The organism is Pseudomonas sp. CFBP 8771 (assembly GCF_014841695.1).
GTDB lineage: Bacteria > Pseudomonadota > Gammaproteobacteria > Pseudomonadales > Pseudomonadaceae > Aquipseudomonas > Aquipseudomonas baltica.
Genome location: NZ_JACYUJ010000007.1, coordinates 300,652 through 324,594 on the forward strand (window position 1 = coordinate 300,652; position 23,943 = coordinate 324,594).

A 23,943-nucleotide genomic window follows, 5' to 3' on the forward strand; every position below is an offset into this window, starting at 1 on the left:
GCCCTGTGAAGCGGGCATTGTATCGTTGCTGAGACAGATTGCATTCCGCGTCTAGGTAGACCTTTCCAACCTACCGAGATGAGCCATCACTTGATGCCAGAATATCCCTGCGGTTGGCATGCCGTGTGGCTGCTTTGGCTGCGTTGCGAAACTTGTGTTTGGCGCGATCAACAGAATGAATCGCGCCAATCTCCTTCCAAGTCACTCACCGCGAATCAACAACGCATCTACCAATGCCTTCGCCCCCTCGATGCAATGCACCGTGGCGCCAACCAGTCCTGGATCCACCACCCGGGCATCGCACATTTCAGATGCCGAAGCATGGGCGCACGTCAGCAGATGGGACAATTGCGTCAAGGCATCTTCCAAGGCAACACCCGAGTTGACGCTGAATATCGGCTGCCGGTCCGGGCCATGGCGGCCGAACGGCAAGACGTTGGTTTCCGTGATTTCGATCATGGTCAATCTCCTTATCTACGATGAACACGCCAACAGGCTTAACTACAGGCAGGCACCTGTGGAAGCGGGCCCTGCCCACAGGCAGGCATCTGTGGGAGCGAGCCCCGCCCACAGGCGGGCACCTGTGGGAGCGGGCTCTGCCCGCGAATGCCGCGCCGCGGTCTATGTCCGCCAGAACTGCCAAAAGCGCCGCGGCGGCTGACTCTCGCGCTGCGCATTTCTCCGCGCCTGCTCCATCAACGCACGCTGACGCTTGAATCGCTCAGCCAGCACACGGCCATCGGTTTCAGAAAAGTCTGTCGGGAAATGAAACAACGGGTGATCGGAAGGAAGATCGAGAACGGGTGGATCGGGGGTCGGCTTGACCATGATGCAACTCCTGACGGCTCGATTGAACCGCCACCTCCCGCTGCGAAACGGAAAAGGGTGGCAGCTGTACGCGGGTTCGCAGACCGGACCGTCAGGCACCCGGCGCACCCGAAGGTGCCCCACGCACAGCCGCCATAGATCGACACTGTAGGCGAAAAAAAACGCCGACAATGGGTATGGAGGCGCTGCGCGCCTGACGAATTGTTCGGGCTGCGAAACCCGGTCGCTGAATTGGCAGCGACGGGTGTGAGGTTAGCGGAGGTGGTGGGGGATGGCAAGGTTGGGGGGGAAAGGGAATTGCTGGCTGAGGGGGATGGATGGAGGATGGTTGAACAACTGCTTTCAGCCAGAAGCGGTCATCGGTGGAGAAGTCACCGTAGCGGTGGCGCCCCGACAGATAACTATATTCAAAACCACAGAAAGTCAGAGGAAGACTAAGTATATACTTTTCTTTACTATAGCTGATTGCCACATCAGATTGTTGACCGCTGGGAAATATAAAGATTGCGGATAAAATCACTAAAACATGCATAGGTATAGGATAGGCACCGCTTCAAAATACTTCACGAACCAGCTAACTTTGGCTAGGAAGTCTCGCGAATATTATGTTGTGATGTCGGAGCCCGAATCAATGAATAGAATATTTTCCTAAATCCATTCCGTCGCGATTCACTTTCATAATTCAGGTAGCGACTTAATTAACGGGCTCATTTTGTAAGTTTTTCATATTCTGACGTAAGAATAAGTTTGGCGCCACAAAAATAGTTATCCACTTGGGGGGGATTACCTGTCGCACCCACCCCAACTATATCAATACCGCCGATAGGGAGGTTGAATCTATTAACTAGATAGTTCTGTACAGCCCTCGCATGCCTTTCGCTTGTTGTCTGTGCGTACGCCAATGCTCCTCCAGTTTCTTTGAAGCCAACTATTAACAGCGGATCCTCTGCTTTTGCCATTGAAATCTTTTCTTCAGCATATTGATGCTGCGCCTCCTCAACGAAATCAGGAGTTTCCAAGATACTGCTTTGATCCCATCTGAAAAAATAGCAACCTTCTTGTGCGAGACCAAGTAGCATAAGCTTATATCCGCCATCAAGATGATCCCAGGCACGCACTTCCTTTCTGAATTCATTCGGGTGAGTTTGAATCCAAACCCAAGCGCCGAGTCCAGCTAGCGCGATTACGAAGGTAAATGACAGCATTACAAGTATTATTCGATATGAGTGCTCATTTTGAAGCTGAGGAAAGATATTCTTTCTAATTATCTCCCTAAATATAATCAAAAAAACAGTCAACCCTAACCCGCCCACTCCAGCAATCTGCACGATGACCCTTACTGTATCACCCTCCACGTCCATCTCCTTTCGAAACTTTAAATAAGGTTTTCTGATGGGTATCCTAGAAATCAGGAAGTGCTGAATTGATACTAATGTCACTCCCGTAGGCAGTTTAGATCGGATTTCAATGGCTGCCACCCATAGCCGCGACCTGTCACATAGTACCTTCACCTTCTGATCAGGGGGATTGATGCAAGGGTCTGGTGACTTCTGAACCATTATGCTCCTCCCTTTCTTTGCTTAAGGATCAGGCGCCGAAAGCGCATGGGCGTTCACCGGCAATGGCGGTTTCGGGTCGGAAACGGCCTTTCGTAACAGGCAGCAATCGGCCCATTGAAGCCGCTTGGGGGGATGGACGTAGGCACGCTGCCTGTCGCGCTGTGCTTTGGTAGTGCTGACCGAAGCCTCCACAGCCTTATGGCTGTAGCGGCCATCGCTTGGTCGATCACCTCCACCATCCTGAGCCTGTTAGTAATTTGAATACTGGCAAAACTGTGCTATGACGTTAAGCAACGCAAGAGAACGGGAAAAGGACAAATAGTGCAGAGCTTCAACTACATCTCCTTCGGAAATCGGGATTATCTCGCAGGGAACGGTAATGAGATCTCGATGGGGCGGGGGCGCATGTTCGAATACACGCCAACCGACATTGAGAAGCGGCTTGAAATGCTCGATTCCACAGCGATCGCCTTTCTCGAAAAATTACCGACCTTTTTGTGTAGCGAGATCATGCGAGTCAGAGACGGCGTCTCGATGCTCATCAAATACGGTCGAATTTCCCAAACTACGTCCGGGGTAAAAGAAGTCTCCACCCTATTCCAGACAGTGATCGATTACGGCGAGGTCGATTTCGACGATATTGAGACAGCTCAGATGGTGTTCGGCGCAGATCGATTCCAACTCCAGCGCACTCACTGGGCTGTCCGTGAAGGCGACGCGCAGATGGTGTTGCGCCGATTGGGCAATCTTAAACCCGCCCTTGCTCAACTCATTGACGCACCTGAGGCGCCTCGCGCCGAAGATACAACGGTCCAGCCTCCACCTCGCGATAAAAAGATCCTTGGCGTCGCCGATAGCGTGGAGTCCTTTCTTCAACTGCTCTACGCCTCGCCGGGAAAAGACGCGAGCGAAACTTTCTTCCGAGGTCATAGTAACGCCAGTTATGAGCTGACGCCGTCACTGCTGCGCAAATGGGAAAATGGTGACTGGATGTTTATGCCGAGCGAGGAGCGACTCTGCAAGGAACTATTAATTGCGCATTACGATGAATTCCAGGGCGATCATTATTGTTTTGACCGACTTGTTCGCATGCAGCACTACGGTTTACCTACGAGACTGCTTGACATCTCTAGCAATCCCTTGGTGGCACTCTTCTTTTCCTGCTCTGGCAAGAAAGACCAATCGGGACTTGACGGTGAGGTCATCGTCTTCAAAATCGAGTCGCAATTGGTAAAATACTTTGACTCGGACACCGTTAGTTGCCTTTCAAATCTTTCCAACCTCACGTATGCACAAAAAAATAACATCGATCTTGGCCTCGATAGGGACGCATTTAATGGAACTGACGTCGTAGGAAAACTGCTCCACCACATCAAGTCGGAGAAAGGCTTTTTCGAGGGGAGAATTGTCCCAGACGATCTAAGGTCTATCATCTGCGTAAAGGCAAAACGAACTAATACGCGCATCAAGTCGCAGTCCGGCGCATTTCTGCTGTTTGGGCACGAGGCTGCGCTTCCTGATGCAGGCCAGGATGGGATTGAAATCGCCCGAATCACGATCCAAAACAAACCTCATATTCTCGAACAGCTGGACCGAATCAACATCAACGCAACAACCGTCTATCCAAGCATCCAAGAAACTGCCATTCATTTGCGGGATAAGCATCAGTTTCCGCGACCTCGCAAACAAGACGCTGTTGCGGCGGCCAATACCACTCCAGAAATCTAATTCGACGGCCACTTTCAAGGTAGAGAGCGATGTCCGCTTTGGGTTGTGGATTCAACCGTTGCGTCCACCGGTTGAATCCACAGCCAAAAGCGGGCAGTCCCACTGGGACTGAGCTGGTTTTCCGAGGTTCGAGAGAATCTATGAAACTCAGGGCGACTCATCTAACAGTAGATTAAGGAGCAGACTTTGTCCCGTACCAGTGAACAAAGCGAATGCTCTTAATTATTTGTTATGAATATGACTTCTCTATCTCTATGAGCAATTCACCGATTTTTATGCCTGAAGCCTTCCCCATTAAAAAGCGAGCGGTATAGCGATCTAGTGGCTGTTGATTTGGCGCAATATGTTGCTTAATTTTTGTTCTATATTCTGAGATTCTCCCGGATTCCTCTCCTGGCTGGGTCTCCAAGATATCAGTAAGTAAATCCTCTCTTCTTTTTTGTCCGCCAGCGCTTTTACACTTTTCTTTGATATATCTCACCAGGATTTTAAATAGAAACTCTGCCCTATGAAAATAGTTGAACTCATTTCCGATCTTTTGGCATGCGTGAGCTAATGAACCAGAGGAAAATAGCTCACGATAAAATCCTGGAATCCTGTCTTCAATATGCCCGACTTTTATTTCTTGCTCGGGTGCTATTAGGCATAAAAATGGAGCCACCTTCTCAAAGCTAATTGGCAGTATTGCATGAAGGCCATGACACGCCGTAATTAAAACAACCAGCTCGTTGTTAAGCTTGGCATTTAAGATTCTGAGGCTATCAATGACTGACTCCCAGTCAATGAACTCTCCAGTTTTTCCAATTTCTAAACCGCGCTCCTGGGATCCGTGCATGTCAAAGTGAATAATTGGCCTAAGCCCATTATCGATTTTATGAAATATTTCCTCTAGCAGTTGAAAGTAACCTTCGCCGCTAATTATTCGTGCGTGCGAAAAATTAAAGCCACCTCCATTGTTAGAGACATCGCTTATGCTCTCAACTAAGCGGCGAGTTACTCCTTCTTCTCCCGGCCTAGATCTTGTGACTAAATATACAGTGTTGACATTGAAGGATATATTTGCATTCATAGCTATAGTTTGAAATCAAATGTTGAATAACGCGCCGGACAAGTGTGGCGTATAGCATTATACTCCCGCTATCCGTGTCTAGGCTGAGGCCTTCTGCGTTCCGATAGCCCTGTAAGAGAGTTATGCACCATAGATGGACAGCCTCATTCGCTCGACCAAGTATGGGAGCAAATGCTCTCGCGACATTACTCGATCCGTACGGAGCGCGTCTATTGCATGTGGGTTACGCCGCACGGCAGCAATAGGTCTGCTGAGGTCGAAGCGCCTCATGCAGATTTCGCAGCGCATGACCGCGTCTTTGCCTTTACTCAGCACTAGGCACCATTTGCATGGGCAGGTTATGTCTACCGGAGCGGGATAGTCCAAAAAACGTCCGCTTTTGGCCGAAAGCAGCCCGTCGCGCCCCGCCGTTACTCGCTCTTAGTAGACTCAGTCAAATCTGAACGTACTCGGGGAAGGCCATGGCATTAAGGTGTCTTCCCAGTATGTATATTGAATGAGGCAGCACCGCGCTAGTACGCCCACGATGGCACGCGTTGACGAGCTCATTCAGCAAAAACTGAAAATTCCCACCTGGATGGTCAAAAAATGCGACTTGGCTTGCTCCACTGGCAGTTCGTAGCAGGCCTCCGGCGGGGTCAGCAAAAAGCATGATCCCACCCGCCAGAGAAACAATGACATTTGGAGAAAGGTGGGGGGCAGCCTCGGCGCATGCAGCAGCATAGTTTTTGGCAAGAGTCGCGCGGCTCACCCCAAACGACTGGCAAAGAACAAAGCAGAAGGGTTGGTCGTAGCGATTGCTGATTGGATCTATCGCCTCCGATTCGGCGCCCTGAATGATCATCGAGCTGCCAAAGTGCCTGAAGCGAGTTGGATCTGGCGAAACTCGCCTTAACTCTTTGATACTTCGAATTTTAAGCACTGAGTCTCGCAGTTCTTTCGTTCCCAGTGTGCTTTTGATCTCCCCGACCGCGATAACTCCCTCGCAAGGTATATAAGTCGCTTCCGGTGCACCACTGAAGGAAAACACGGGACACTGGTCTTTTTCATGAAGTATCACATCTGCTTGATTGGAGGTGGAGTCGTAGGAGTCAATCACGCAGCCAGTGGCCACTGCTGCCATTGATGGCAATACCATCTGAAGCTTAGTCCGAACAGCATGTTCTCGGGCACCTCCTACAAGCCCAGGCGTCGTTGCCCTGCCCGCTCGATCAAAACTATCTACCAAATCTTGAGCTAGATACCCAAGAAATTGGGCCGCATTGAAAGAGTCATCCATGGGCGCTACCTCACCAATCACTAAAATGTGATGCATCAGTCGTTTGGTCCTTACCCAGGTCGGGTAAAGGGGGCATTCCGGTCCTGTTGATGATGGAATTTAAGCATAACGGGCATTCAGGTCAACAAAGAGCTTTAAGAGCATCATTTAAGGGCGGCTTTGGGGCGAGAGCGCTCGGCGACGACCGGCTCTTTTCGACCCATAGCTGTCGTTCGGGACCTGCCGCAATCGGCCAAAAGCAGACCCTCGAAGGAATCTACAAAATTCGGTCGAGTCACGGCCCACGCTATAATATTTCAGATATGCTTTGCAGCCTAATGAATCGCCCCCGGTTTCGTAGACACCTCCAAGCCTCATAATGAGGCCCAAATAGGAGGTGCCATGAGTCGTCAGCGTTACCCCGGAGAATTCAAGATCGAAGCGGTCAAGCAAGTGACCGAAAAAGGCAAACCTGTGGCCGATGTCGCCCAGCGCCTGGGCATGTCCGTGCACAGCCTCTACGCCTGGATCAAGGTCTACAGCAAGCCCCAAGAGCAGCGTCAGCAAGATGACGATCAGCAGGCCGAACTTCGCAAGCTACGCACTGAACTCAAGCGCGTGACTGAAGAACGAGACATCTTAAAAAAGGCCGCCGCGTACTTTGCCAAGGAGTGCGGCTGAAGTACGCCTTCATCAAGAAGCACTCGACTGATTATCCGGTGCGGCGCCTTTGCCAAACCCTCAAGGTGCACCCCAGCGGCTACTACGCCTGGCTGGCCGAGCCTCAATCTGCCCGAGCAAAAGAAGATCAACGTCTGCTTGGTTTGATCAAACACGCTTGGCTGGAAAGCGGAGGTGTATACGGCTACCGCAAAATCCACGATGACCTGCGTGAGCTGGGAGAGGAATGCGGTCGAAATCGAGTCGGGCGCTTGATGCAGGCGCAGGGGCTGCGTTCGCAAACGGGCTATCGGCGGCGCCCAGGGTTTTACGGTGGAAAACCAACAGTGGCCTCGCCCAACCACCTCGCGCGGCAGTTCAAGGTCAGTGAGCCGACGAAGGTCTGGGTGACAGATATCACTTACATCCGCACCTATGAAGGATGGCTCTACCTGGCAGTAGTGCTGGATCTGTTCTCACGTCAAGTAATTGGTTGGTCAATGAAGCCAAGGATGTGCAGCGACCTGGCTATCGATGCGATGTTGATGGCTGTATGGCGACGCAAACCACAGCAGCAAGTGATGATCCACTCAGACCAAGGCAGTCAGTTCAGTAGCTCAGATTGGCAAAGCTTTTTGAAGGCCAACAATGTAATCAGCAGCATGAGTAGGCGAGGAAACTGCCACGACAATGCCGTAGCCGAGAGCTTTTTCCAGCTTTTGAAGCGGGAGCGAATCCGACGAAAGATGTACACAACGCGTGAAGACGCCCGAAGTGATATTTTCGATTACATCGAAATGTTCTATAACCCTAAACGCCGGCACAGCAGTGCTATGCAGCTGTCTCCAGTAGAGTATGAGAAACGCTATTTCCTGAGCTTGGAGAGTGTCTAGAAAATCCGGGGCGATTCAGATCGACATCTTCGAAGCTCTGAAAGTAAGATCTTCGGCTGTCATCGAACGCATGCGAGAAACGCTGCACCAAACGCCCGACAGAGGATCTGGATGTTGCTGATCGAAGACCTGCTGACCGTTCCACACAACCCGCCCCACGCCACCCTCCTTGAACCCCGGCACCAGCAAAACATCATTCAAGACGCAGCAATCCGACCCGCCCCCATCAGCGGACAGACCTGCACGGCTCGCTCGGCCAAAAGGTTGAGCAGAGCGCGCATTTGTCCGATGCGCTCGTCCAACAAGGCGATTTTCTCTGCAAATAACTGAGCCAGCAGATCGGTGGAAGCTTCTTCGCCAGTCCACAGCAACGGCAGATTTTCGCCGATCTCCCGCAGTGAAAATCCCAGCTGCTGCGCCAGCTTGATATACCCAACCAGTTGCAGCGTCTGCTCGGCGTAAAACCGATAGCCATTGGCAGCACGACCCGGCTTGATCAAGCCTTTCTCTTCATAGAACCTCAGGGTATCGACTGACACGCCTGCCTTCGCTGCCACTTCTCCGATCTTCACCCGTCAATTCTCCCTTTGACTCTGGACCTAACTCCAGGCTTTAGCCTGCGGGCTCCAACTGTGAGGGGTGAATATGATCAGCGTAAATAGAAATCTACAGATCGTTCGGGCCAGTGCTGTTTACGATCTTGTGGTCACTGCGGGCTTCATGACGCCTTGGACGGCATTGCTGGTTTTTGAGGGATTCGCAGCGCTGTCCGCTGCGCTGGCATTGGACCGAGCGGTCCCCACGCTGGACATTACCGCAATGCTGTTCGCCAACTTGCTGGGCAGCATCGTGGTGGTCTGGTCGATATGGCGGCTGGTGCAACCCAGCCGCAGCGTTGGTTTGTATGACACACTGGCGAGAGTGCTGTTCGCTTCCTGGCAGCTGTTTGCAGTAGCTCACGGCGCCAGTTTTCTGATTCTGGGCTTCACGGTTTTCGAAGTGGCCTTTGCCATCGCGCAACTGCTGCCGACGAACCATCCACGAGCGGTTCAAACGCAGGCAAGCCCTGAGGGTTCTGGTCTCGGTGTACGGTAGACGAAATTCTCGCTATGGCGTCACCCGCAACAGCTTCGCATCGACCCCATCGGTCAGCACGTAGATCGACCCATCGGGAGCTACCTTGACGTCGCGCATGCGCTCGTCCAGTTCGCCCAGCAGCAGTTGCTGACCGACGATCTGCTGGCCGTTACGCACAACGCGGCGCACGGCACGCTCCTTGAGTGCCGGGACCAGCAAGTCGCCTTGCCATTGGGGAAACAGCGGACCGTCGTAGATGGCCAAGCCAGCGGGTGCAATGGACGGTGTCCACTCCAGGAGTGCGTTCTGGTAGCCAGGCAAACGGGTGAATGGCGTTATTTTCGCAAACGGGTAGTCGATACCGCCCGTGACGATGGGCCAGCCGTAGTTGGCGCCCGGCACGATGCGGTTGACCTCGTCGCCGCCGCGCGCGCCATGCTCGGTGATCAGCAAATCGCCTGTGGTGGGATCGACGGCGATGCCCTGCACATTGCGGTGGCCAAGGCTGTAGATTTCCGGGGCGACGCCAGCTTGGCCGATGAAAGGGTTATCCGCCGGCGGGCGGCCCTCGCGGTCGATTCTGACCAGGGTGCCCAGATCGTTCGCAGGATTCTGCGCTTCTTCTCGCCGCTCGCTGCCGTCGCCCAGCGCAAGCACCAGGGTCTGGTCGCGAAGAAAGGCAATGCGCCCGCCGTTGTTGCCGGCGCGAGGCTTGAGCGTGGAGCTGAACAGCACGCGTACGTCGTCGAGCCGATCATTCGCCAACGTGGCACGCACAAGGCGCGTGCCGTTTGCACCGGTTTCTCCATAGGCCATGGTCAGGTAAAGCCAACCGTTGTGTTCGAACTGCGGATCCAGCGCGACCTCCATCAATCCCGCGGTACCGCCCTGCTGAAAGATGGGCGGCAGCCCGTCGAGCTTGATCTGCGCAGACGCGCCATCGGCAGCGATGGCGAGGAGCCGCCCTTGCATCTCTGTGACCAGGACGCGGCCGTCTGGAAGAAACGCCACCGACCATGGGCGGTTCAGGCCCGTCGCGACGGTCTGGACCTTGTAGCTGGCGGAATCTACCCTCGCTGGCGTATCGCCGGTGCCAGGGGCCATGGCGAAGAACAACATGGCGGGCGCAGCGATGAGAACCGCCACCACACCCGCCTGACGCCACTCCCCTCCTCGGCTCGACGAACGAGCAGTCATGACCGAAGGCGCGCTCAGACGCGCATAAAGCCACCCGCCAACGATCCCCGTCAGCGACATCAGCACATGGCCAACCGCCGTGCGGGTGCCCGGCAATGCGGGCATCGGAATCACCGAGCGCATCAGCCAGAAGACGAAACCCAGCCCACATACGCTGGCCGTGATGAAAACGAGCCTGCGCCAGGAAGCTGGGGTGAAACGCAGCACCCAATGGCCTGCCAACACCGCGAAAGACAGCGCCAAAAAGGCTATGCCGGCCATGACTGGAGCAAACCGCGCAAGGTCTTCGAGCGTGGTCCAGAGTCGAACCGACAAGGTCACCGGCGCGCCGAGGCGAATCAGTTCGGCGAGGTTGAGCTGAGTCTGCACGACGCTGGCAATGGCACCCGTCGCCAGCGCGGCGACGAGCAATGCCCTTATGTAGTGGATCGCGGCCTTCATTCGATGCGTTCTCTGCCTGGCTTTCAATGCTTGGAGATTAACCGCAAACACTGCACGCCAGCACTCAAAAACCAGCCTACCCGCGGCCCTTCGCCCGATCGGCCTGAGTCCGCCCGTCATACCCCCAATCGGTTGCCGGATGCTCCTTTACAACGATGTAGGTCGCCGGGTGAAGGTCCGGCAGGGCCCGTCGGAGCAACGACATGGCACTTGCGATAAACGCAGTTTTTTTCTCTTCCGAGTTCGTCCCGGCGGTCACGCTGACCTCGAGATGCGCCGCCGCCGGCTGTTCATCAGCGCCGACGGTCCAGCGATGTGCCCCCGGCACTTCAATCAGCACCGAGGTAAGGTCCCGGCGTTTGCCCAGGGCGTTGGCGATCAGGTCAGTCATTTCGGTGCACAGCTGGCGGCCATGGTCGAGAGACGGCTCGTGCGACAGCGTAAGTCTGGCAAAAGGCATTTTCGTTCTCCTGGCGGTGATGGAGATCGAAGTCTATTTGAGAAAAACGAAACTATACTCAAGACTTTCCACACCCCAGGTTTGAGTTTTCCTCATGATTGCGGACATTCCCTCCCCGTTGCTTCGCACCTTCGTGGCGGTGGTCGATGGTGGCTCGCTGGCCGCGGCGGCCACGCGCATTGCGCGCAGTGAGTCGGCGCTCAGCCTGCAGATCGCCCGTCTTGAAGGCATCGTGCGCCAGCCGCTGTTCGACAGGGATGGCCGGGGCTTGCGGCTCAACACTGCCGGGGGGCTTTTGCTGGGCCATGCGCGCTCGATCCTGGGTCGCATAGACGCCGCACGTGCGGAGCTTGCGCCGGACACCGCGGCGCCGGTTCGACTCGGTGTCGTGCAGGATTTCGTGGCAGGGGTATTGCGCCCCACGCTTGCGGACGTCCTCGCCGCGACCCCCGATGCTGCTTTTTCAATTGTCGTGGCCAGCACGGCAGAACTGCTGCAGGCCATAGGCGAGGACCGCATCGACGCCGCCTTGTGTGCGGGTGAGCCGTTTGGCGGCAGCGTGGTCACCCGGCTTCCCATGAAGTGGTTCGGCCACCCGGATCTGCTGCTCAGTGACGTGGTACCGCTGGTGGGCATCACCCTGCCCTGCCCGTTTCTGCTGGCCGCGCAGCGGGTGCTGGACGCCGCCGGGCGTCCGTGGCGCATGGTGCTGACCACGCCGAGTCTCGATGGCGTACGTGCGGCGGTCGAAGCAGGACTGGGGATTACCTGCCGTACCGAAGCGGGCTTCTGCCGACCGGCGATGGCGGGCACAGCGCTGCCGCCCCTGCCGGAGATCGCCTATTCCATCGTTGAGCGACGTCGGGACGATGCAGGTAACCGCCTGGCCGTCAGCAGAATGCGAGAGCACCTTGAAGCCGTGGCGCATCACTCGTAAAAAAAGCGAATCGTTGTACCTAACAAACGTTAGGTAGCCTATTGACGCGCTCTCAAGAGGCGTCTATGGTCTTTCTACCTAACAAGTGTTAGGTAGACCTCTCTCCAACAGGACCCACCCATGACCGCCAAACTGCAGCTCTTCACTTCTCCCTCGGCTTTCCCCAACCCGCAGCGCCTGCGGTTGTTCATGCACGAAAAGGGCATTGCCGATCAGTTCGATGAAGTCATCTACGACATGGCGCCGGGTGGGCAGCAGCGCGGTTGGCGCCATCTGAACATGAATCCGTGGGGTGAAACGCCCACCTTGCAGTTGGCCGATGGCAGCTACCTGGCGGAAACGGCGGCCATCGCGCGTTACCTCGACCAGTCCTATCCGGGCCGCAAGATCATGGGCGAAAGCGCGCTGGAACAGGGCCTGGACACCATGTGGGACAACCGCATCTGGGTGCATATCCTCTATCGCATCGTCACCGCGTTCCACGTGCTGCACACCGGCCTGGGCTTCAAGCTTGAACTGACCAAGAACGAAGCGTGGGGTGAGCACTGCCGCAAGGAGGCGCTGATGCATGCTGCCCTGGTCAATCGCCATCTGGCTGACGGCCGTGAATGGCTGCTGGGCGGTGCCGAGCCGACGTTTGCCGACATCACTTTGGCAACCGCCATCGCCTTCTCCAAGTTCCCGGTCAACGCCACCCCGCTGGACGAGCGTTTCGAGCATCTGGACAGCTACTGGCAGCGCTGGCAGCAACGGCCAGCCTTCCAGGCGGCCTACGCTGACCGCAGCAGCGGCATACCAGAGCTGGATTCGCCTACCGCGTGATCGGTCGCAACGCGTAGCAATGGCCGAGGCCGCCATCCCCTGGCGGTCTCGGTACGCGTCATGCCGAGCCCTTTTGCTTTAAGATGCCGCGCTTCCCCGAGAACTCGTTCGACGTACGAAAGGCACCCAAATGAGCAGCAACGCCCGCGAGGCCATACTCCTGGCTGCCCGAAACATTGCCCAGTCACAAGGCTACAACGGGCTGAATTTTCGTGACCTGGCGAATGAAGTCGGGATCAAGCCGGCCAGTATCTACTACCACTTTCCGAGTAAGGCCGACCTCGGCGTTGCCGTTGCACGGCGCTATTGGGAAGACGGTGCGGCTGCGCTGGAAACCATTTCCGAGCAGACCCCCAACCCAGTCGAAGCGCTGCAGCGCTTCCCCGAGATCTTTCGGCGCTCGCTGGAGGCTGACAACCGGCTTTGCCTGGGCAGCTTCGTGGGCGCTGAAACCGATAACCTTCCCCCGGCCATGGCCGAGGAAATCCAGGCCTTCGCGCAGGTGAACATTGCCTGGTTGAGCCGGCTGCTGGTCGAGGCGCAGGTGTGCGAACCGGCTGCAAGCGAGGTACGTGCGCGGGCTATCTTTTCGGCAGTGGCCGGCGCTCAACTGGTTGCCAGAAGCCGCTCGGACATCTCGCTGTTCGATACGCTGATCGAGGCCTATCGGGCTTACGGGCCCCTGCCCCCCGTCAGTAGCCTTCAGGGCCCGACACCCACTACCGCTGCACGCGAAACTGTTTCGGTGATTGCCCCGTACAGCGTTTGAAAAAGCGCGAGAAGTACGCCGGGTCGGAGAACCCGAGGTTGTCGGACACTTCGGCGATGGTCATGCTGGTGTAGACCAGATCGCGCTTGGCCTCCAGCAGCAATCGCTGGTTGATCATCTGCAATGCAGATTGCCCCGCAAGGCGCCGACACAGCGCGTTGAGATGGGCATTGCCGATGCCGAGCGTCGCGGCATAGTGATCGATAGGCAGGTGCTCACGAAACCTTAGTTCCAGTGTCTTGATGAAGACCTGCAGATAATCGCGCCCACGATCCACTTGCAAGGTGTCCGACGAGGACAGTGCCTGTTTGCGCCGACTGAGCCAGATCGACAGTATCGTGATCAAGGATTGCAGCATTGCATCGCGGCCCGATCGCTGTTGGTTGTACTCCTGGGCAAGGGCTGAAAACAGCGTGTCCAGATATGCACGCTCGGCACCGACCGGATAACACACAGCCGTGGTCAGCACCGGGCTGCCGAGCAAGGCGCCGAGTTGATGGGCCAAGGGCAGCGCCAGGCTGAGCACGTGGCCCTGGGTGTCGGCGGAAAACTTGAAGGTGTGCACGCTCAGCGCTGGAACGACCTGCAGCGAAGGAGAATCGACGAGATTGACCTCGTCCTCGACCTTCAACGTGGCCTGCCCTGCCTGCACGTACAACAGTTGCACCAGATCGCTGTGCCGATGGGGTTTTATTTCCCAGCCATGCAGCTTGCTCCGCTCGGGAATCGACTCGCAATGGATCAGGTCTGGCGTCGGCCAGGCCCCGGTTTCGCCGTACAGTTTGAACACCGGAACGGGCGCGGCGAGCGATTTCGACATTGTGTCTTCCCCACTGCAACGATCCGCCGAAAGTCCATGAAATATGCCGGATATTGCCTTCTTATCTCAAGTCTGCTCATCAAAAATACAGGGGACAACAATAAAAATGCACTGCAAGGGGTCACGCCCGCAGTCGCACCTCACAAGGCTGCTCACATGAAAACTCAAGTCGCTATTATCGGTGCCGGTCCGTCCGGCCTTCTGCTCGGCCAACTGTTGCATCGTGCGGGTATCGACAACGTCATCGTCGAACGCAAAGACCCCGACTACATCCTCTCGCGGATTCGTGCCGGCGTGCTCGAGCAAGGCACCGTCGACCTGCTGCGCGAAGCTTCGGTCAGCGCGCGTATGGACGCCGAGGGTCTGGTGCACGATGGGTTCGAACTGGCGTTCGATGGACGCAGTGAACGCATCGACCTCAGCGCACTGACCGCCGGCAAAACGGTGATGGTCTACGGCCAGACCGAAGTCACCCGCGACCTGATGCAGGCCCGGGCCGCCGCCGGCGCGCTGACGGTCTACGAGGCCGACCAGGTTCAGCCCCATGACATGAACAGTGACAGCCCGTACCTGACCTTCCAGCACAACGGCGAGACGGTTCGCCTGGACTGCGACTACATCGCCGGCTGCGATGGCTTTCATGGCGTGTCGCGGCAAGCGATTCCGGCAGAGGCCCTGAGCGTTTTCGAACGCACCTACCCCTTCGGATGGCTGGGTATTCTGGCCGACACACCGCCGGTCAACCACGAATTGATCTACGCCAACCATGAGCGTGGCTTCGCCTTGTGCAGCATGCGTTCGGCAACGCGCACCCGTTACTACCTGCAGGTGGGAGCAGAGGAGAAGGTCGAGGACTGGTCCGATCAGCGCTTCTGGGATGAATTGAAGCGTCGCCTGCCCGCGCCTGTCGCAGAGCGGCTGGTCACCGGCCCGTCCATTGAAAAGAGTATCGCGCCGTTACGCAGTTTCGTGGTGGAGCCGATGCAATACGGCCGTTTGTTTCTACTCGGCGATGCCGCCCACATCGTCCCGCCCACGGGAGCCAAAGGCCTGAACCTGGCGGCCAGCGATGTCAGCACCCTGTATCGCATCCTGCTCAAGGTCTATCGCGAAGGGCGTACCGACCTGCTGCAGAAGTACTCGCACATCTGCCTGCGCCGCGTCTGGAAAGCCGAACGGTTCTCTTGGTGGATGACCTCGATGTTGCACCGTTTTCCTGACACCGATGCCTTCGGACAGCGTATGCAGCAGACCGAACTGGAGTACTTCGTGGGTTCGCCTGCCGGCCGCCAGACCATCGCCGAGAACTACGTCGGGTTGCCGTATGAAGACATAGAATGAATACGAGCTTCCAGTGCGGTACGGAAACTGCATTGATCTCGCTTTGCCGCCAAGCCAATGACGCCTTTTATGAAACCAAGCGACTTTACCCCAGCCAGACTATCGCCGTCGTTGCTGAGCAAAGCCCTGATAGGCTTCATTGCATTGGTGTGTCTATCCTTGGGTCTGGCAACTGCGTGGCAAATGAGTTTGTCCCGGGAAGAACGTCTGGCGGCCGCCAAAGTTGCAGTTTCCAATATCGTCCGTGCTGCCGAACAACAAGCTCAAGATACGGTGCGACAAGCTGACAATACCTTGCGTGATCTTGTGGAACGCGTAGAGCACGACGGGCTTGCGATCGACGCGCGAGCGCGGTTGGCGAAGCTGATGGCGGCAAACGTGTCGAACGTCGAGGCTATCCAGGGGCTCTTCATCTTCGACGCCCGGGGCAACTGGATAGTTAACTCGTTCTCCGAGATTCAAACCCACGATAACGGTGATCGTCCTTATTTCATCTATCACCGTGATCACAGTGATACCGCCACGCGAATCGGCTCCATCGTGAAAAGTCGCATCACCGGGGATATGGTCATCCCGATCAGCCGACGTATCAATGGCGCTGATGGCACTTTTGCCGGTGTGGCATTGGCCACGGTGCCCGTTGCCTATTTCCAGACCTTCTTCGAACGAATGGATGTAGACGACCAGGGCGTTATTTTCCTGGCCCTGAACAACGGTGACCTGCTGGCCCGGCGCCCTACCCTGACGGCGCTGATGACCACCAACCTTGCCAAAGGCGATATTTTCTCGCGCTATCTGCCCGAGAGTGACAGCGGTATTGCCGTGACCAGATCTTTGGTGGACGGTGTGGAAAGGATCTATGCCTACCGCCGGGTCACCGGCCTGCCTATCGTCGCGGCTGCGGGTGTCTCATCCCAACACGTATTCGCCCCCTGGTGGGCATATGCCTATCGGTCGGCGGGGCTGATTGCCCTGATCTGCCTTGCCTTGATAGGGTTGAGCGTCTTGCTGTACAAGCAGATCCAGCAACTGATAACGGCGGAAAGCGAGCTGCAAGGCGCCCAGAATGAATTGGAAACAATCGCGCAAACCGACAGCCTGACGCAGTTGCCCAACCGACGTCGCTTCGACTTTGCCGTGCGCCAGGAATGGGCACGAGCCAGCCGCAATCGCTCAACGCTGGCGATCATCCTGTTGGACATCGATTGGTTCAAGCAATACAACGACCAGTACGGGCATGTCCGAGGCGATGACTGCCTCATGGAAGTCGCCAGCCTCATAGGCAGTGCGGTGCACCGAGCCGGGGATCTGGCGGCGCGTTATGGTGGCGAGGAGTTCGTGATTCTGCTACCGGAAACGGATCTTGCCGGCGCGCTCAGCGTTGCCGAAAAGGTCAGGCTGTCCATTTTCAATGCCGGCATCGAGCATTCAGCCAGTGCGTTGGGTAACGTCACTGTCAGCTTGGGCGTGGTGGCAATCAACGCACCCAAACACGACGCCTATACCGCGGCCCTGAAGGAGGCGGACAGGCTTCTGTATCGCGCCAAAAACCGAGGCCGAAACCGTGTCGAGGCGAACGAGCTGCCTGGTGCGCAAGCAACCGGTTCATACGTTAGCAGCCTGGTGACTTAGGGCAGCTGCCCTGGATTATCCCGAGCGAGGGCTGCCGTCCGTCACCGCAGCCCCAGCCCGTCCTCACACCTTGAAGCGTCGTACCACAGCGATCAGATTGGCATTGGATGCGGCGAGCGCAGACGTACTCTTCTCGGTCTGCGCGCCTCCTGCCACCAGGTCCTCGACTATCTGCCGCACCGCTACCATGTTGCGGTTGACCTCTTCGCTGACGGCGCTCTGCTCTTCAGCTGCGGTGGCTATCTGCGTGCTGAGGTCGTTGATGCACACAACCGATTCGGTCATCGCATCCAAGCCTTCGTTCACCCTGGAGGTCTTGTCGACCGTGGCCTGACAGCGCGCCTTGGTGCTCTCCATCGCCACCACGGCAGCACTGACACCCTGCTGCAGACGGTTGAGCATTTCATTGATTTCCGAGGTACTGGACTGGGTACGCCCTGCCAAGGCTCTTACTTCATCGGCAACCACTGCAAAACCGCGGCCTTGTTCACCTGCGCGCGCCGCCTCGATCGCAGCGTTGAGCGCGAGTAGATTGGTCTGCCCGGCAATGTCACCAATCACGCCCAGTACAGAATTGATACGCTGGGCATCGTGTTCCATGGCCCTGACCTTGGTAGTGGCGTCTTCCACTTCCGAGATCAGTTCGCGGACACTGCTCGAGGCATCTTCGACCACCACTTTTGAATGCCGGGCCTTCTCGCTCGCCACCTGGGTCATGCTCGCGGTTTGAGCGGCATTGCGGGCGACGTCATCGGCGGTAAAGCTCATCTCGGTGATGGCCGTCACCGCTTGATCGGTTTCATTGGCATGGCGAGTCAGAATGCTGTTGGTGCCGCGCGACTGTCCGCGTAGCTGCTCGATACCCTCGGCAATCAAAGAAGACGAGTCGGACACTTCACTGATCATTTTCTGCAAATAGACGATGAAACGGTTGATCGAGTGGCCCACTGCGCCAACTTCGTCCTCGGCGCGAATGACGATGCGCTTGGTCAGGTCGGCATCACCGGCCGACAACGTATCGATATTGGTCTTGAGCACCGCCAAACGGTTCATCAGTTGCCTGAGGGCGAACACGATGACCAGCAGCATGATCACCACCATCGGGATCTGCAGCATCGCCAGGGTCGTGAGCACATGGCTGCTTTGCGCCGTCAGCACTTCAGTGGGTTGGGCTACCGCCATCTGCCACGGCGTGCCCTCGACGGGCATCAGGAACAGGGTGTATTCCTTGCCATCGCTGCCGACGAACGTCGAACGCGTGGCACCGGGGCTTTTCAGCAAACCCTGCAATGCTGCCGCAAAGGGGTATTGGCCAGCCAGGTCGCCGAGATTCTTCAGTACGTTGTTGCCTGGAATCTCCGGCTGGTTGCTCAGGACTTTGCCGTCGCTCTCGACGATCATCAGTTGCGCGTTGATCTCACGCTCTTTCTGCGCGATCAGCTCATTGAAGAAGCCCAATGTCACATCGATGGTCGCGACGCCATAGGCCGCGCCGTCCTTGGTAATGGCCATCGCGCAGTTGGTGCGCGGCTCCGGGCTGGCATCGTCCTGGTAGGCCGAGGCCCAGTTGCACTGCCCCGCAGGGGCCTTGAGCCCACCGAGGTACCAGGACTGGTCAAAGTAGTTTTTCGATTCAGGCGAGTTCCAGTGCGTGTTGACTATCAACTTGCCGCTGGCATCGCGGTGATAGAACGTACTGTGCTTGGCCCGGCCCACGGTACGTTTATCGGGAAGCGGCCAGATACCTCCGCCGAATACCTTCGACTCGCCATACTGGTTGACCATGCTGGGCAGCAGGCGGTCGATACTGTCGCTGTCCAGTTGTGCAACCGTCTCGGTAATCACCCGCTGCTGCGCCTGCACCCGGGCCAACTCGCGCTTGATGACGGCACTGATCTCCCCTGCCTCAGTGACCAACTTGCGTTCATCGGTGCTTGTAAGGCTGGGCGTGATGAAGTAATTGACCCCTATCGCCGTCAGCACCGCGACGAGCAGAACGAAGCCTACGAAAGTAGCGGTATAGCGAGTTTGAATGGTGTGCAGCATGAGGGGCGCATCCGCAAGGTGTGGAGTTATTGATCTTGTATAACCTTATCGGCGCGGAACTTTGTCGCATGAGTGCAAGCCCTGATAAAACGTGAACATCTCGGTTCATCAGGAGCGTGCACGGCTTGCTTATACAGTGCGATCAGAGCGCGTTCACCTGACCGATCGCCAAAGGCTCGGCGCTTTCGCCGATGCCGTTTTCCAGAGGTGCGCCAAACGCATCAAGGCTGATCTGGAAGCGATCACCCGGCTGGGTTTTCACGCCGTCGGCAAACGACAGTGTCGCGGTGCCGAAGTAATGCACGTGGACATCGCCCGGACGCAGGAACTGCGCGTATTTGAAGTGATGGAATTCAAGGTTGGCGAGGCTGTGGCACATGTTGTCTTCGCCGCTGAGAAACTCCTTTTCCCAGAGCGTTTCGCCGTTGCGAATGATGCGGCTGGTGCCGGCAAGATGCGCTGGCAATGCACCTACGCGCAGTTCCGGGCCGTAAGCGCAGAAGCGTAATTTGGAATGGGCAAGGTAGAGGTAGTTGCGCCGCTCCATGACATGGTCGGAGAACTCGTTGCCCAGGGCATAGCCGACGCGGTACGGCTGGCCATCCTCACCAATCACATACAGCCCGGTCAGTTCCGGCTCTTCGCCGGCATCTTCGGCGAAGGGTGGAACGGGAAAATCGGCCCCCGGCCGCACGACGATGCTGCCGTCACCCTTGTAGAACCATTCCGGTTGCGCGCCGGCTTGGCCTTCTGCCGGTTTGCCGCCTTCCAGGCCCCATTTGAAGATGCGCATGGTGTCGGTCATGCCGGCTTCGACGGCGCCCTCTTGCTGGTGCATCTTGTCGCGCGCCGAAGCGCTGCCCAGGTGAGTCAGGCCGGTGCCGCTGATCAGGCAATGCGCAGGGTCTTCGTGGTCGAGCGGCGGCAATACGCGGCGCTCTTGCAACAACTGCGCATAGTCCGGACCCGGTCGCGTGCCACGGGCGGCCACTTCATCGGCCAGGCCGTGGTGACCGCGAATGGCCGCCAGAGCGAGCTCGCGGGTCGTGCGGGTATCATTGACCACCTGGACGTGGGCGCCCTCGACAACGCCAACCTGGCGTCCCCCGTCGGTGTTTTCGAATTGAATCAGACGCATGTGTGGCCTCCGGAACGTCATGGTTGGCGCCGCCCGCAAGCGGCGCCAAAGGGTCACTCGATGATGTTGAAGTCGCTCAGGTATTCATCGGAGATTTCCAGGCCCAGACCCGGGGTATTGTCGTCGAGCTGAATGTAGCCGTTGACCGGTTGTGGCTCGCCCTTGAACACGTAATAGAAGAGTTCATTGCCGACCTCGACGTCGAACACCGGGAAGAACTCGGCCATCGGCGACGCCGTGGTCGACATGGTCAGGTGATAGTTGTGCATTTGCCCGGCGTGCGGGATGACGGGCACCGACCAGGCTTCGGCCATGGCGTTGATCTTGCGGGCAGCGGTGATGCCTCCGACACGGTTGGTGTCGTACTGGATCACGTCGATGGCACGGCGTTCGAGCAAGTCCTTGAAACCGTAGGACGTGAATTCGTGCTCACCGCCGGAGATCGGCATGATGCCCATCTTCTTCAGCTCGATGTAGCCTTCGATGTCGTCGGCAATGACCGGCTCTTCGAGCCAGCGCGGTTCGAACTCGGCGAGCTTGGGCAGCATGCGTCGGGCGTATTCCAGGGTCCAGCCCATGTAGCACTCGAGCATGATATCGACGTCGGGGCCGGCCAGTTCACGCAGGGCGCGCACTTGTTCGATGTTCTTGCGCATGCCGGCCGGGCCGTCTTTCGGGCCATAGCCGAAACGCATTTTCAGCGCGGTGAAGCCCTGGTTCAAATAGCCCTGAGCCTCTTCGAGAAACAGGTCGAGGTTGTCATTGGCGTAGAGCTTGGAGGCGTAGGTCCAGATCTTTTCCTTGGTACGGCCACCCAGCAGTTTGAACACCGGTTTGTTGACCGCCTTGCCCATGATGTCCCAGATCGCGATGTCGATTGCCGAGATCGCCGCCATGCCAATGCCCTTGCGGCCCCAGGCGTGACTCTGGCGGTACATTTTCTGCCAGATGTACTCGTTGTCGAACGGGTCTTCACCTATGGCGATCGGCGCCAGATAGGTGTCGATGATTTCCTTGGCCACACGTGGCGCCAGGGCGCAGTTACCGATGCCGACCAGACCGGTGTCGGTCTCCACTTCCACCACCAGCCAGCCGTGGAAACGGAACGAGCCCATGGCGTCGCCGCGCTCGAACAGAATGTCACTGGCGTTGGTGCAGAAGTGCGCCTGGGGCGGAACGACTTTGCCTTTCCACTCGAAAACGCGGGTACGGATGGCTTTGATTTTCATGGATTCAGGTTCCTTGCGCTGCCGGTTTCTTGTAATTGTCGAGTCGTGTTCAGTAGCTGTTGCCCGCCCATCCGGCAGGCAATTTCGAACGCTTGGCGAATGGCGCCGACATTGGCTTTGCCCTGCCCGGCAATATCGAACGCGGTGCCGTGGGCCGGGGTGGTGATCGGGATCGGCAAGCCGCCCTGCACCGTTACGCCGCGGGAGAAGCCCATCAGTTTGATCGCGATCTGCCCTTGGTCGTGGTACATCGTGACCACTGCATCAAAGGCACTGGCATCGCCCTGGACCTTGAGGAAAATCGTATCGCCCGGATACGGGCCTTCCGCGGCAATACCCATGGCCTGCGCCGAACGCACTGCCGGGCCGATGATGTCCAGCTCTTCGCGACCGAACGAGCCGTTGTCGCCGTTGTGCGGGTTCAGCCCACAGACGCCGATGCGCGGTTTTGCCAGGCCGCTGCGCTTGAGCGCGGTGTCGATCAGCTGAATCGCTTCGATCACCCTGGTCTGCGAGAGCAGGCCCGGCACGTCGGCCAGGGCAACGTGCGAGGTCACGCGCGAGGTCCACAGGTTGTCGAGCACGTTGAATTCGCAGAACGGCCCATCGAAGCCCAGCAACTCGGCGAACCAATGCAGCTCATCGCTGTGGGCCATGCCGGCCATGTGCAGCGAGGTCTTGTTCAACGGGCCGAACAGCACGGCGTTGGTAGTGCCGGCTTCGGTCAAGCGCAACGCCTGTTCAAGGGTGTCGAGGCTGTAGCGACCGCCGATGACACTGGCTTCACTGCGGGCAAATTCGCCCACGGTGTCGCCGCGAAAGTCATACAACAGCGGCGTGTCATCGACGAACGACAACTGCTCGAGCGATTCCACGCGGCGGTAAGGAAATTCCATTCCGGCGATGCGCATGCCGCGCTGCATTTCCGCTTCGTCGGCGATCAGGATCACGTTGGCCTGGCTGCGCACCGAGGGCTCGGCGAGCAGCCGTGCGATCAGTTCCGGGCCGATGCCCGCCGGGTCGCCAAGGACCATGGCGATGGATGTCTTGTTCATGCTTCACTCCTCAAGGGTTCAGGCCGTGTCCGGTCAAGGGTGCCCGGCTCGCAGCGATAGACGCGCTGCGCATTGCTGTAGAACAAACGCTCCTGATCGGCCAATGGCAGATCGGCAACGATGGATTTGAATCCGTTGTAGATGACGTCGAACGAGCCACAGAGGCTGTCCACCGGAAAATTGCTGGCGAACATCACGCGGTGGGTGCCGAACATCGCGATCACCTCGCGCACGATCCAGGCGTTGTCCTTGGCCCGCCACGCCTGGCGCAGCTGGCCGAGCCCTGACACCTTCACCTGCACGTTCGGCCACTCGGCCAGCCGCGCCATGGCCAGCCGCCAGGCGGCCAGGCCTTCGGCGCTGCGGTCATTGGGCAACCCGGCATGGTTGAGAATCAGCGTGGTGCCCGGAAAATCCCGCGCCAGCCATTCCGCCTCATGCAGATTCCACCACGGTGTCTGCAGGTCGAAATGCAAGCCCAGCCCTTGCAGCACGGCATAACTGCGCCGCCAGCGCTCGTCGCTCATCAGGCTGCGGACGTGCCCGACCTGCGCCCTTGTGGTCGGGCCTCCAGGCTTGTGGCGCACGCTGCGCACGCATTTGTAGGAGGCTTGCTCGGCCAGTACGGCGGCGGCCTCGGGATGATCCAGCCAGGCTTGCGCGACGATTGCATTGGGCAAACCGTAACGGCGGGCGAGTTGTTCGACGAAACGGGTTTCGCCCACCGGATCCTGTGGGTCCCATTCCGATTCGATGTACACCGTCTGCACGACCTGGTGAGTACCGGTATCGGCGAGGTAATCGTCGGGCAGGTAGCTGCGTTTGATCGCGCTGTAATCGCCATAGCGGAACGCGACACTGGCATCGGCCGCCAGCCACGGATGGGGATTGATCGAAGGATCCCAGAAATGATGATGGGCATCGATGATCGGACCGTTCCACAGCTCGGCCATGGCGCACCTCATTGGTGATTTATTGTTCTTT

Annotated in this window: 22 protein-coding genes and 1 pseudogene; 8 read left to right on the forward strand and 15 right to left on the reverse strand. The window is 57.5% G+C overall.

The features are described from left to right. Nucleotides 1-201: 201 nt before the first annotated feature. From IFT80_RS17950 to IFT80_RS17960, 3 genes are all read right to left on the reverse strand, one after another. Entirely contained in the window at nucleotides 202-459 is a 258-nt protein-coding gene (locus tag IFT80_RS17950; protein WP_192137994.1) for a DUF3077 domain-containing protein, read from the reverse strand. 162 nt (nucleotides 460-621) lie between these two features. Beyond that, nucleotides 622-828, reverse strand: a complete 207-nt coding sequence (locus IFT80_RS17955; protein WP_192137995.1) for a hypothetical protein — start codon at nucleotides 826-828, stop codon at nucleotides 622-624. A gap of 707 nt (nucleotides 829-1,535) precedes the next feature. Further along, nucleotides 1,536-2,183, reverse strand: coding sequence for a hypothetical protein (locus IFT80_RS17960; protein ID WP_192137996.1), 648 nt, complete (start codon nucleotides 2,181-2,183; stop codon nucleotides 1,536-1,538). Nucleotides 2,184-2,708: 525 nt separating this feature from the next. Between IFT80_RS17960 and IFT80_RS17965 the strand changes: the two genes are divergently transcribed. Beyond that, complete coding sequence (locus IFT80_RS17965; RefSeq protein WP_192137997.1) at nucleotides 2,709-4,115, forward strand: FRG domain-containing protein; 1,407 nt, start codon at nucleotides 2,709-2,711, stop codon at nucleotides 4,113-4,115. Between the two features lie 229 nt (nucleotides 4,116-4,344). Here IFT80_RS17965 and IFT80_RS17970 read toward each other — a convergent pair whose 3' ends face one another. Beyond that, nucleotides 4,345-5,184, reverse strand: coding sequence for a hypothetical protein (locus tag IFT80_RS17970; RefSeq protein WP_192137998.1), 840 nt, complete (start codon nucleotides 5,182-5,184; stop codon nucleotides 4,345-4,347). A gap of 433 nt (nucleotides 5,185-5,617) precedes the next feature. Further along, nucleotides 5,618-6,463: a DUF6602 domain-containing protein gene (locus tag IFT80_RS17975; protein ID WP_192137999.1), complete on the reverse strand. Its 846-nt coding sequence runs from the start codon at nucleotides 6,461-6,463 to the stop codon at nucleotides 5,618-5,620. A 381-nt stretch (nucleotides 6,464-6,844) separates the two neighbouring features. On the opposite strand from IFT80_RS17975, the gene IFT80_RS17980 reads away from it, so the two are divergent. Next, a protein-coding gene (locus IFT80_RS17980) for an IS3 family transposase (protein WP_192138000.1) occupies nucleotides 6,845-7,995 on the forward strand; the annotation gives its coding sequence in 2 pieces (ribosomal slippage) (nucleotides 6,845-7,079 and nucleotides 7,079-7,995; 1,152 coding nt in all). A 197-nt stretch (nucleotides 7,996-8,192) separates the two neighbouring features. Here the strand turns inward: IFT80_RS17980 and IFT80_RS17985 are convergent. Continuing rightward, a complete protein-coding gene (locus IFT80_RS17985) occupies nucleotides 8,193-8,567 on the reverse strand; it encodes a MerR family transcriptional regulator (protein ID WP_192138001.1) in 375 nt (124 codons plus the stop codon). 73 nt (nucleotides 8,568-8,640) lie between these two features. Here IFT80_RS17985 and IFT80_RS17990 point away from each other — a divergent pair, with 73 nt between their 5' ends. After that, nucleotides 8,641-9,090: a hypothetical protein gene (locus IFT80_RS17990; RefSeq protein WP_192138002.1), complete on the forward strand. Its 450-nt coding sequence runs from the start codon at nucleotides 8,641-8,643 to the stop codon at nucleotides 9,088-9,090. Nucleotides 9,091-9,102: 12 nt separating this feature from the next. On the opposite strand, the gene IFT80_RS17995 is transcribed toward IFT80_RS17990, so the two are convergent. After that, nucleotides 9,103-10,710: a PQQ-dependent sugar dehydrogenase gene (locus IFT80_RS17995; RefSeq protein WP_192138003.1), complete on the reverse strand. Its 1,608-nt coding sequence runs from the start codon at nucleotides 10,708-10,710 to the stop codon at nucleotides 9,103-9,105. Between the two features lie 76 nt (nucleotides 10,711-10,786). After that, on the reverse strand, nucleotides 10,787-11,170 hold the full coding sequence (locus tag IFT80_RS18000; protein ID WP_192058013.1) for a tautomerase family protein: 384 nt from the start codon (nucleotides 11,168-11,170) through the stop codon (nucleotides 10,787-10,789). Between the two features lie 94 nt (nucleotides 11,171-11,264). Between IFT80_RS18000 and IFT80_RS18005 the strand changes: the two genes are divergently transcribed. From IFT80_RS18005 to IFT80_RS18015, 3 genes are all read left to right on the forward strand, one after another. Continuing rightward, the gene (locus tag IFT80_RS18005) at nucleotides 11,265-12,107 is read left to right on the forward strand and encodes a LysR family transcriptional regulator (RefSeq protein WP_192058011.1); all 843 of its coding nucleotides are present in this window, start codon (nucleotides 11,265-11,267) and stop codon (nucleotides 12,105-12,107) included. Nucleotides 12,108-12,227: 120 nt separating this feature from the next. After that, nucleotides 12,228-12,929, forward strand: a complete 702-nt coding sequence (locus IFT80_RS18010) for a glutathione S-transferase family protein (RefSeq protein WP_192102389.1) — start codon at nucleotides 12,228-12,230, stop codon at nucleotides 12,927-12,929. 130 nt (nucleotides 12,930-13,059) lie between these two features. Next, a complete protein-coding gene (locus tag IFT80_RS18015) occupies nucleotides 13,060-13,698 on the forward strand; it encodes a TetR/AcrR family transcriptional regulator (RefSeq protein ID WP_240998685.1) in 639 nt (212 codons plus the stop codon). On the opposite strand, the gene IFT80_RS18020 is transcribed toward IFT80_RS18015, so the two are convergent. After that, a complete protein-coding gene (locus IFT80_RS18020) occupies nucleotides 13,649-14,518 on the reverse strand; it encodes a helix-turn-helix domain-containing protein (RefSeq protein ID WP_192102390.1) in 870 nt (289 codons plus the stop codon). The two genes, IFT80_RS18015 and IFT80_RS18020, sit on opposite strands and share 50 nt — an antisense overlap. Before the next feature lie 156 nt (nucleotides 14,519-14,674). Here IFT80_RS18020 and pobA point away from each other — a divergent pair, with 156 nt between their 5' ends. Beyond that, on the forward strand, nucleotides 14,675-15,859 hold the full coding sequence (gene pobA / locus IFT80_RS18025) for a 4-hydroxybenzoate 3-monooxygenase (RefSeq protein WP_192138004.1): 1,185 nt from the start codon (nucleotides 14,675-14,677) through the stop codon (nucleotides 15,857-15,859). 69 nt (nucleotides 15,860-15,928) lie between these two features. Next, complete coding sequence (locus IFT80_RS18030; protein WP_240998686.1) at nucleotides 15,929-17,491, forward strand: sensor domain-containing diguanylate cyclase; 1,563 nt, start codon at nucleotides 15,929-15,931, stop codon at nucleotides 17,489-17,491. Between the two features lie 63 nt (nucleotides 17,492-17,554). Here IFT80_RS18030 and IFT80_RS21925 read toward each other — a convergent pair whose 3' ends face one another. From IFT80_RS21925 to IFT80_RS18055, 6 genes and pseudogenes are all read right to left on the reverse strand, one after another. Then, nucleotides 17,555-18,397: a methyl-accepting chemotaxis protein gene (locus IFT80_RS21925; protein WP_446731004.1), complete on the reverse strand. Its 843-nt coding sequence runs from the start codon at nucleotides 18,395-18,397 to the stop codon at nucleotides 17,555-17,557. A gap of 15 nt (nucleotides 18,398-18,412) precedes the next feature. Next, nucleotides 18,413-19,537, reverse strand: a pseudogene (locus IFT80_RS21930) (cache domain-containing protein); the annotation flags it as partial. 142 nt (nucleotides 19,538-19,679) lie between these two features. Further along, complete coding sequence (gene araD1, locus IFT80_RS18040) at nucleotides 19,680-20,675, reverse strand: AraD1 family protein (protein ID WP_192138005.1); 996 nt, start codon at nucleotides 20,673-20,675, stop codon at nucleotides 19,680-19,682. A gap of 53 nt (nucleotides 20,676-20,728) precedes the next feature. Next, nucleotides 20,729-21,904 (reverse strand): L-rhamnonate dehydratase, encoded by a 1,176-nt coding sequence (locus IFT80_RS18045; protein ID WP_122476260.1) that lies wholly within the window; start codon nucleotides 21,902-21,904, stop codon nucleotides 20,729-20,731. Further along, nucleotides 21,901-22,959 carry a 4-hydroxythreonine-4-phosphate dehydrogenase PdxA gene (locus tag IFT80_RS18050; RefSeq protein WP_192057998.1) on the reverse strand — a complete coding sequence of 353 codons (1,059 nt, stop codon included), beginning with the start codon at nucleotides 22,957-22,959 and terminating at the stop codon, nucleotides 21,901-21,903. Before IFT80_RS18050 ends, IFT80_RS18045 begins: the two co-directional genes overlap by 4 nt. Then, the gene (locus tag IFT80_RS18055; RefSeq protein ID WP_192052998.1) at nucleotides 22,956-23,912 is read right to left on the reverse strand and encodes an amidohydrolase family protein; all 957 of its coding nucleotides are present in this window, start codon (nucleotides 23,910-23,912) and stop codon (nucleotides 22,956-22,958) included. The genes IFT80_RS18050 and IFT80_RS18055 overlap by 4 nt, the downstream gene beginning before the upstream one ends. Nucleotides 23,913-23,943: the final 31 nt, after the last annotated feature.

What these genes read in the sequence shown, in the direction of transcription:
- IFT80_RS17950 (WP_192137994.1), bottom strand. Translation starts at nt 459, where the DNA reads ATGATCGAAATCACGGAAACCAACGTCTTGCCGTTCGGCCGCCATGGC.
- IFT80_RS17955 (WP_192137995.1), bottom strand. Translation starts at nt 828, where the DNA reads ATGGTCAAGCCGACCCCCGATCCACCCGTTCTCGATCTTCCTTCCGAT.
- IFT80_RS17970 (WP_192137998.1), bottom strand. Translation starts at nt 5,184, where the DNA reads ATGAATGCAAATATATCCTTCAATGTCAACACTGTATATTTAGTCACA.
- IFT80_RS17975 (WP_192137999.1), bottom strand. Translation starts at nt 6,463, where the DNA reads ATGGATGACTCTTTCAATGCGGCCCAATTTCTTGGGTATCTAGCTCAA.
- IFT80_RS17990 (WP_192138002.1), top strand. Translation starts at nt 8,641, where the DNA reads ATGATCAGCGTAAATAGAAATCTACAGATCGTTCGGGCCAGTGCTGTT.
- IFT80_RS17995 (WP_192138003.1), bottom strand. Translation starts at nt 10,710, where the DNA reads ATGAAGGCCGCGATCCACTACATAAGGGCATTGCTCGTCGCCGCGCTG.
- IFT80_RS18000 (WP_192058013.1), bottom strand. Translation starts at nt 11,170, where the DNA reads ATGCCTTTTGCCAGACTTACGCTGTCGCACGAGCCGTCTCTCGACCAT.
- IFT80_RS18005 (WP_192058011.1), top strand. Translation starts at nt 11,265, where the DNA reads ATGATTGCGGACATTCCCTCCCCGTTGCTTCGCACCTTCGTGGCGGTG.
- IFT80_RS18010 (WP_192102389.1), top strand. Translation starts at nt 12,228, where the DNA reads ATGACCGCCAAACTGCAGCTCTTCACTTCTCCCTCGGCTTTCCCCAAC.
- IFT80_RS18015 (WP_240998685.1), top strand. Translation starts at nt 13,060, where the DNA reads ATGAGCAGCAACGCCCGCGAGGCCATACTCCTGGCTGCCCGAAACATT.
- IFT80_RS18020 (WP_192102390.1), bottom strand. Translation starts at nt 14,518, where the DNA reads ATGTCGAAATCGCTCGCCGCGCCCGTTCCGGTGTTCAAACTGTACGGC.
- pobA (WP_192138004.1), top strand. Translation starts at nt 14,675, where the DNA reads ATGAAAACTCAAGTCGCTATTATCGGTGCCGGTCCGTCCGGCCTTCTG.
- IFT80_RS18030 (WP_240998686.1), top strand. Translation starts at nt 15,929, where the DNA reads ATGAAACCAAGCGACTTTACCCCAGCCAGACTATCGCCGTCGTTGCTG.
- IFT80_RS21925 (WP_446731004.1), bottom strand. Translation starts at nt 18,397, where the DNA reads ATGATCAGTGAAGTGTCCGACTCGTCTTCTTTGATTGCCGAGGGTATC.
- araD1 (WP_192138005.1), bottom strand. Translation starts at nt 20,675, where the DNA reads ATGCGTCTGATTCAATTCGAAAACACCGACGGGGGACGCCAGGTTGGC.
- IFT80_RS18045 (WP_122476260.1), bottom strand. Translation starts at nt 21,904, where the DNA reads ATGAAAATCAAAGCCATCCGTACCCGCGTTTTCGAGTGGAAAGGCAAA.
- IFT80_RS18050 (WP_192057998.1), bottom strand. Translation starts at nt 22,959, where the DNA reads ATGAACAAGACATCCATCGCCATGGTCCTTGGCGACCCGGCGGGCATC.
- IFT80_RS18055 (WP_192052998.1), bottom strand. Translation starts at nt 23,912, where the DNA reads ATGGCCGAGCTGTGGAACGGTCCGATCATCGATGCCCATCATCATTTC.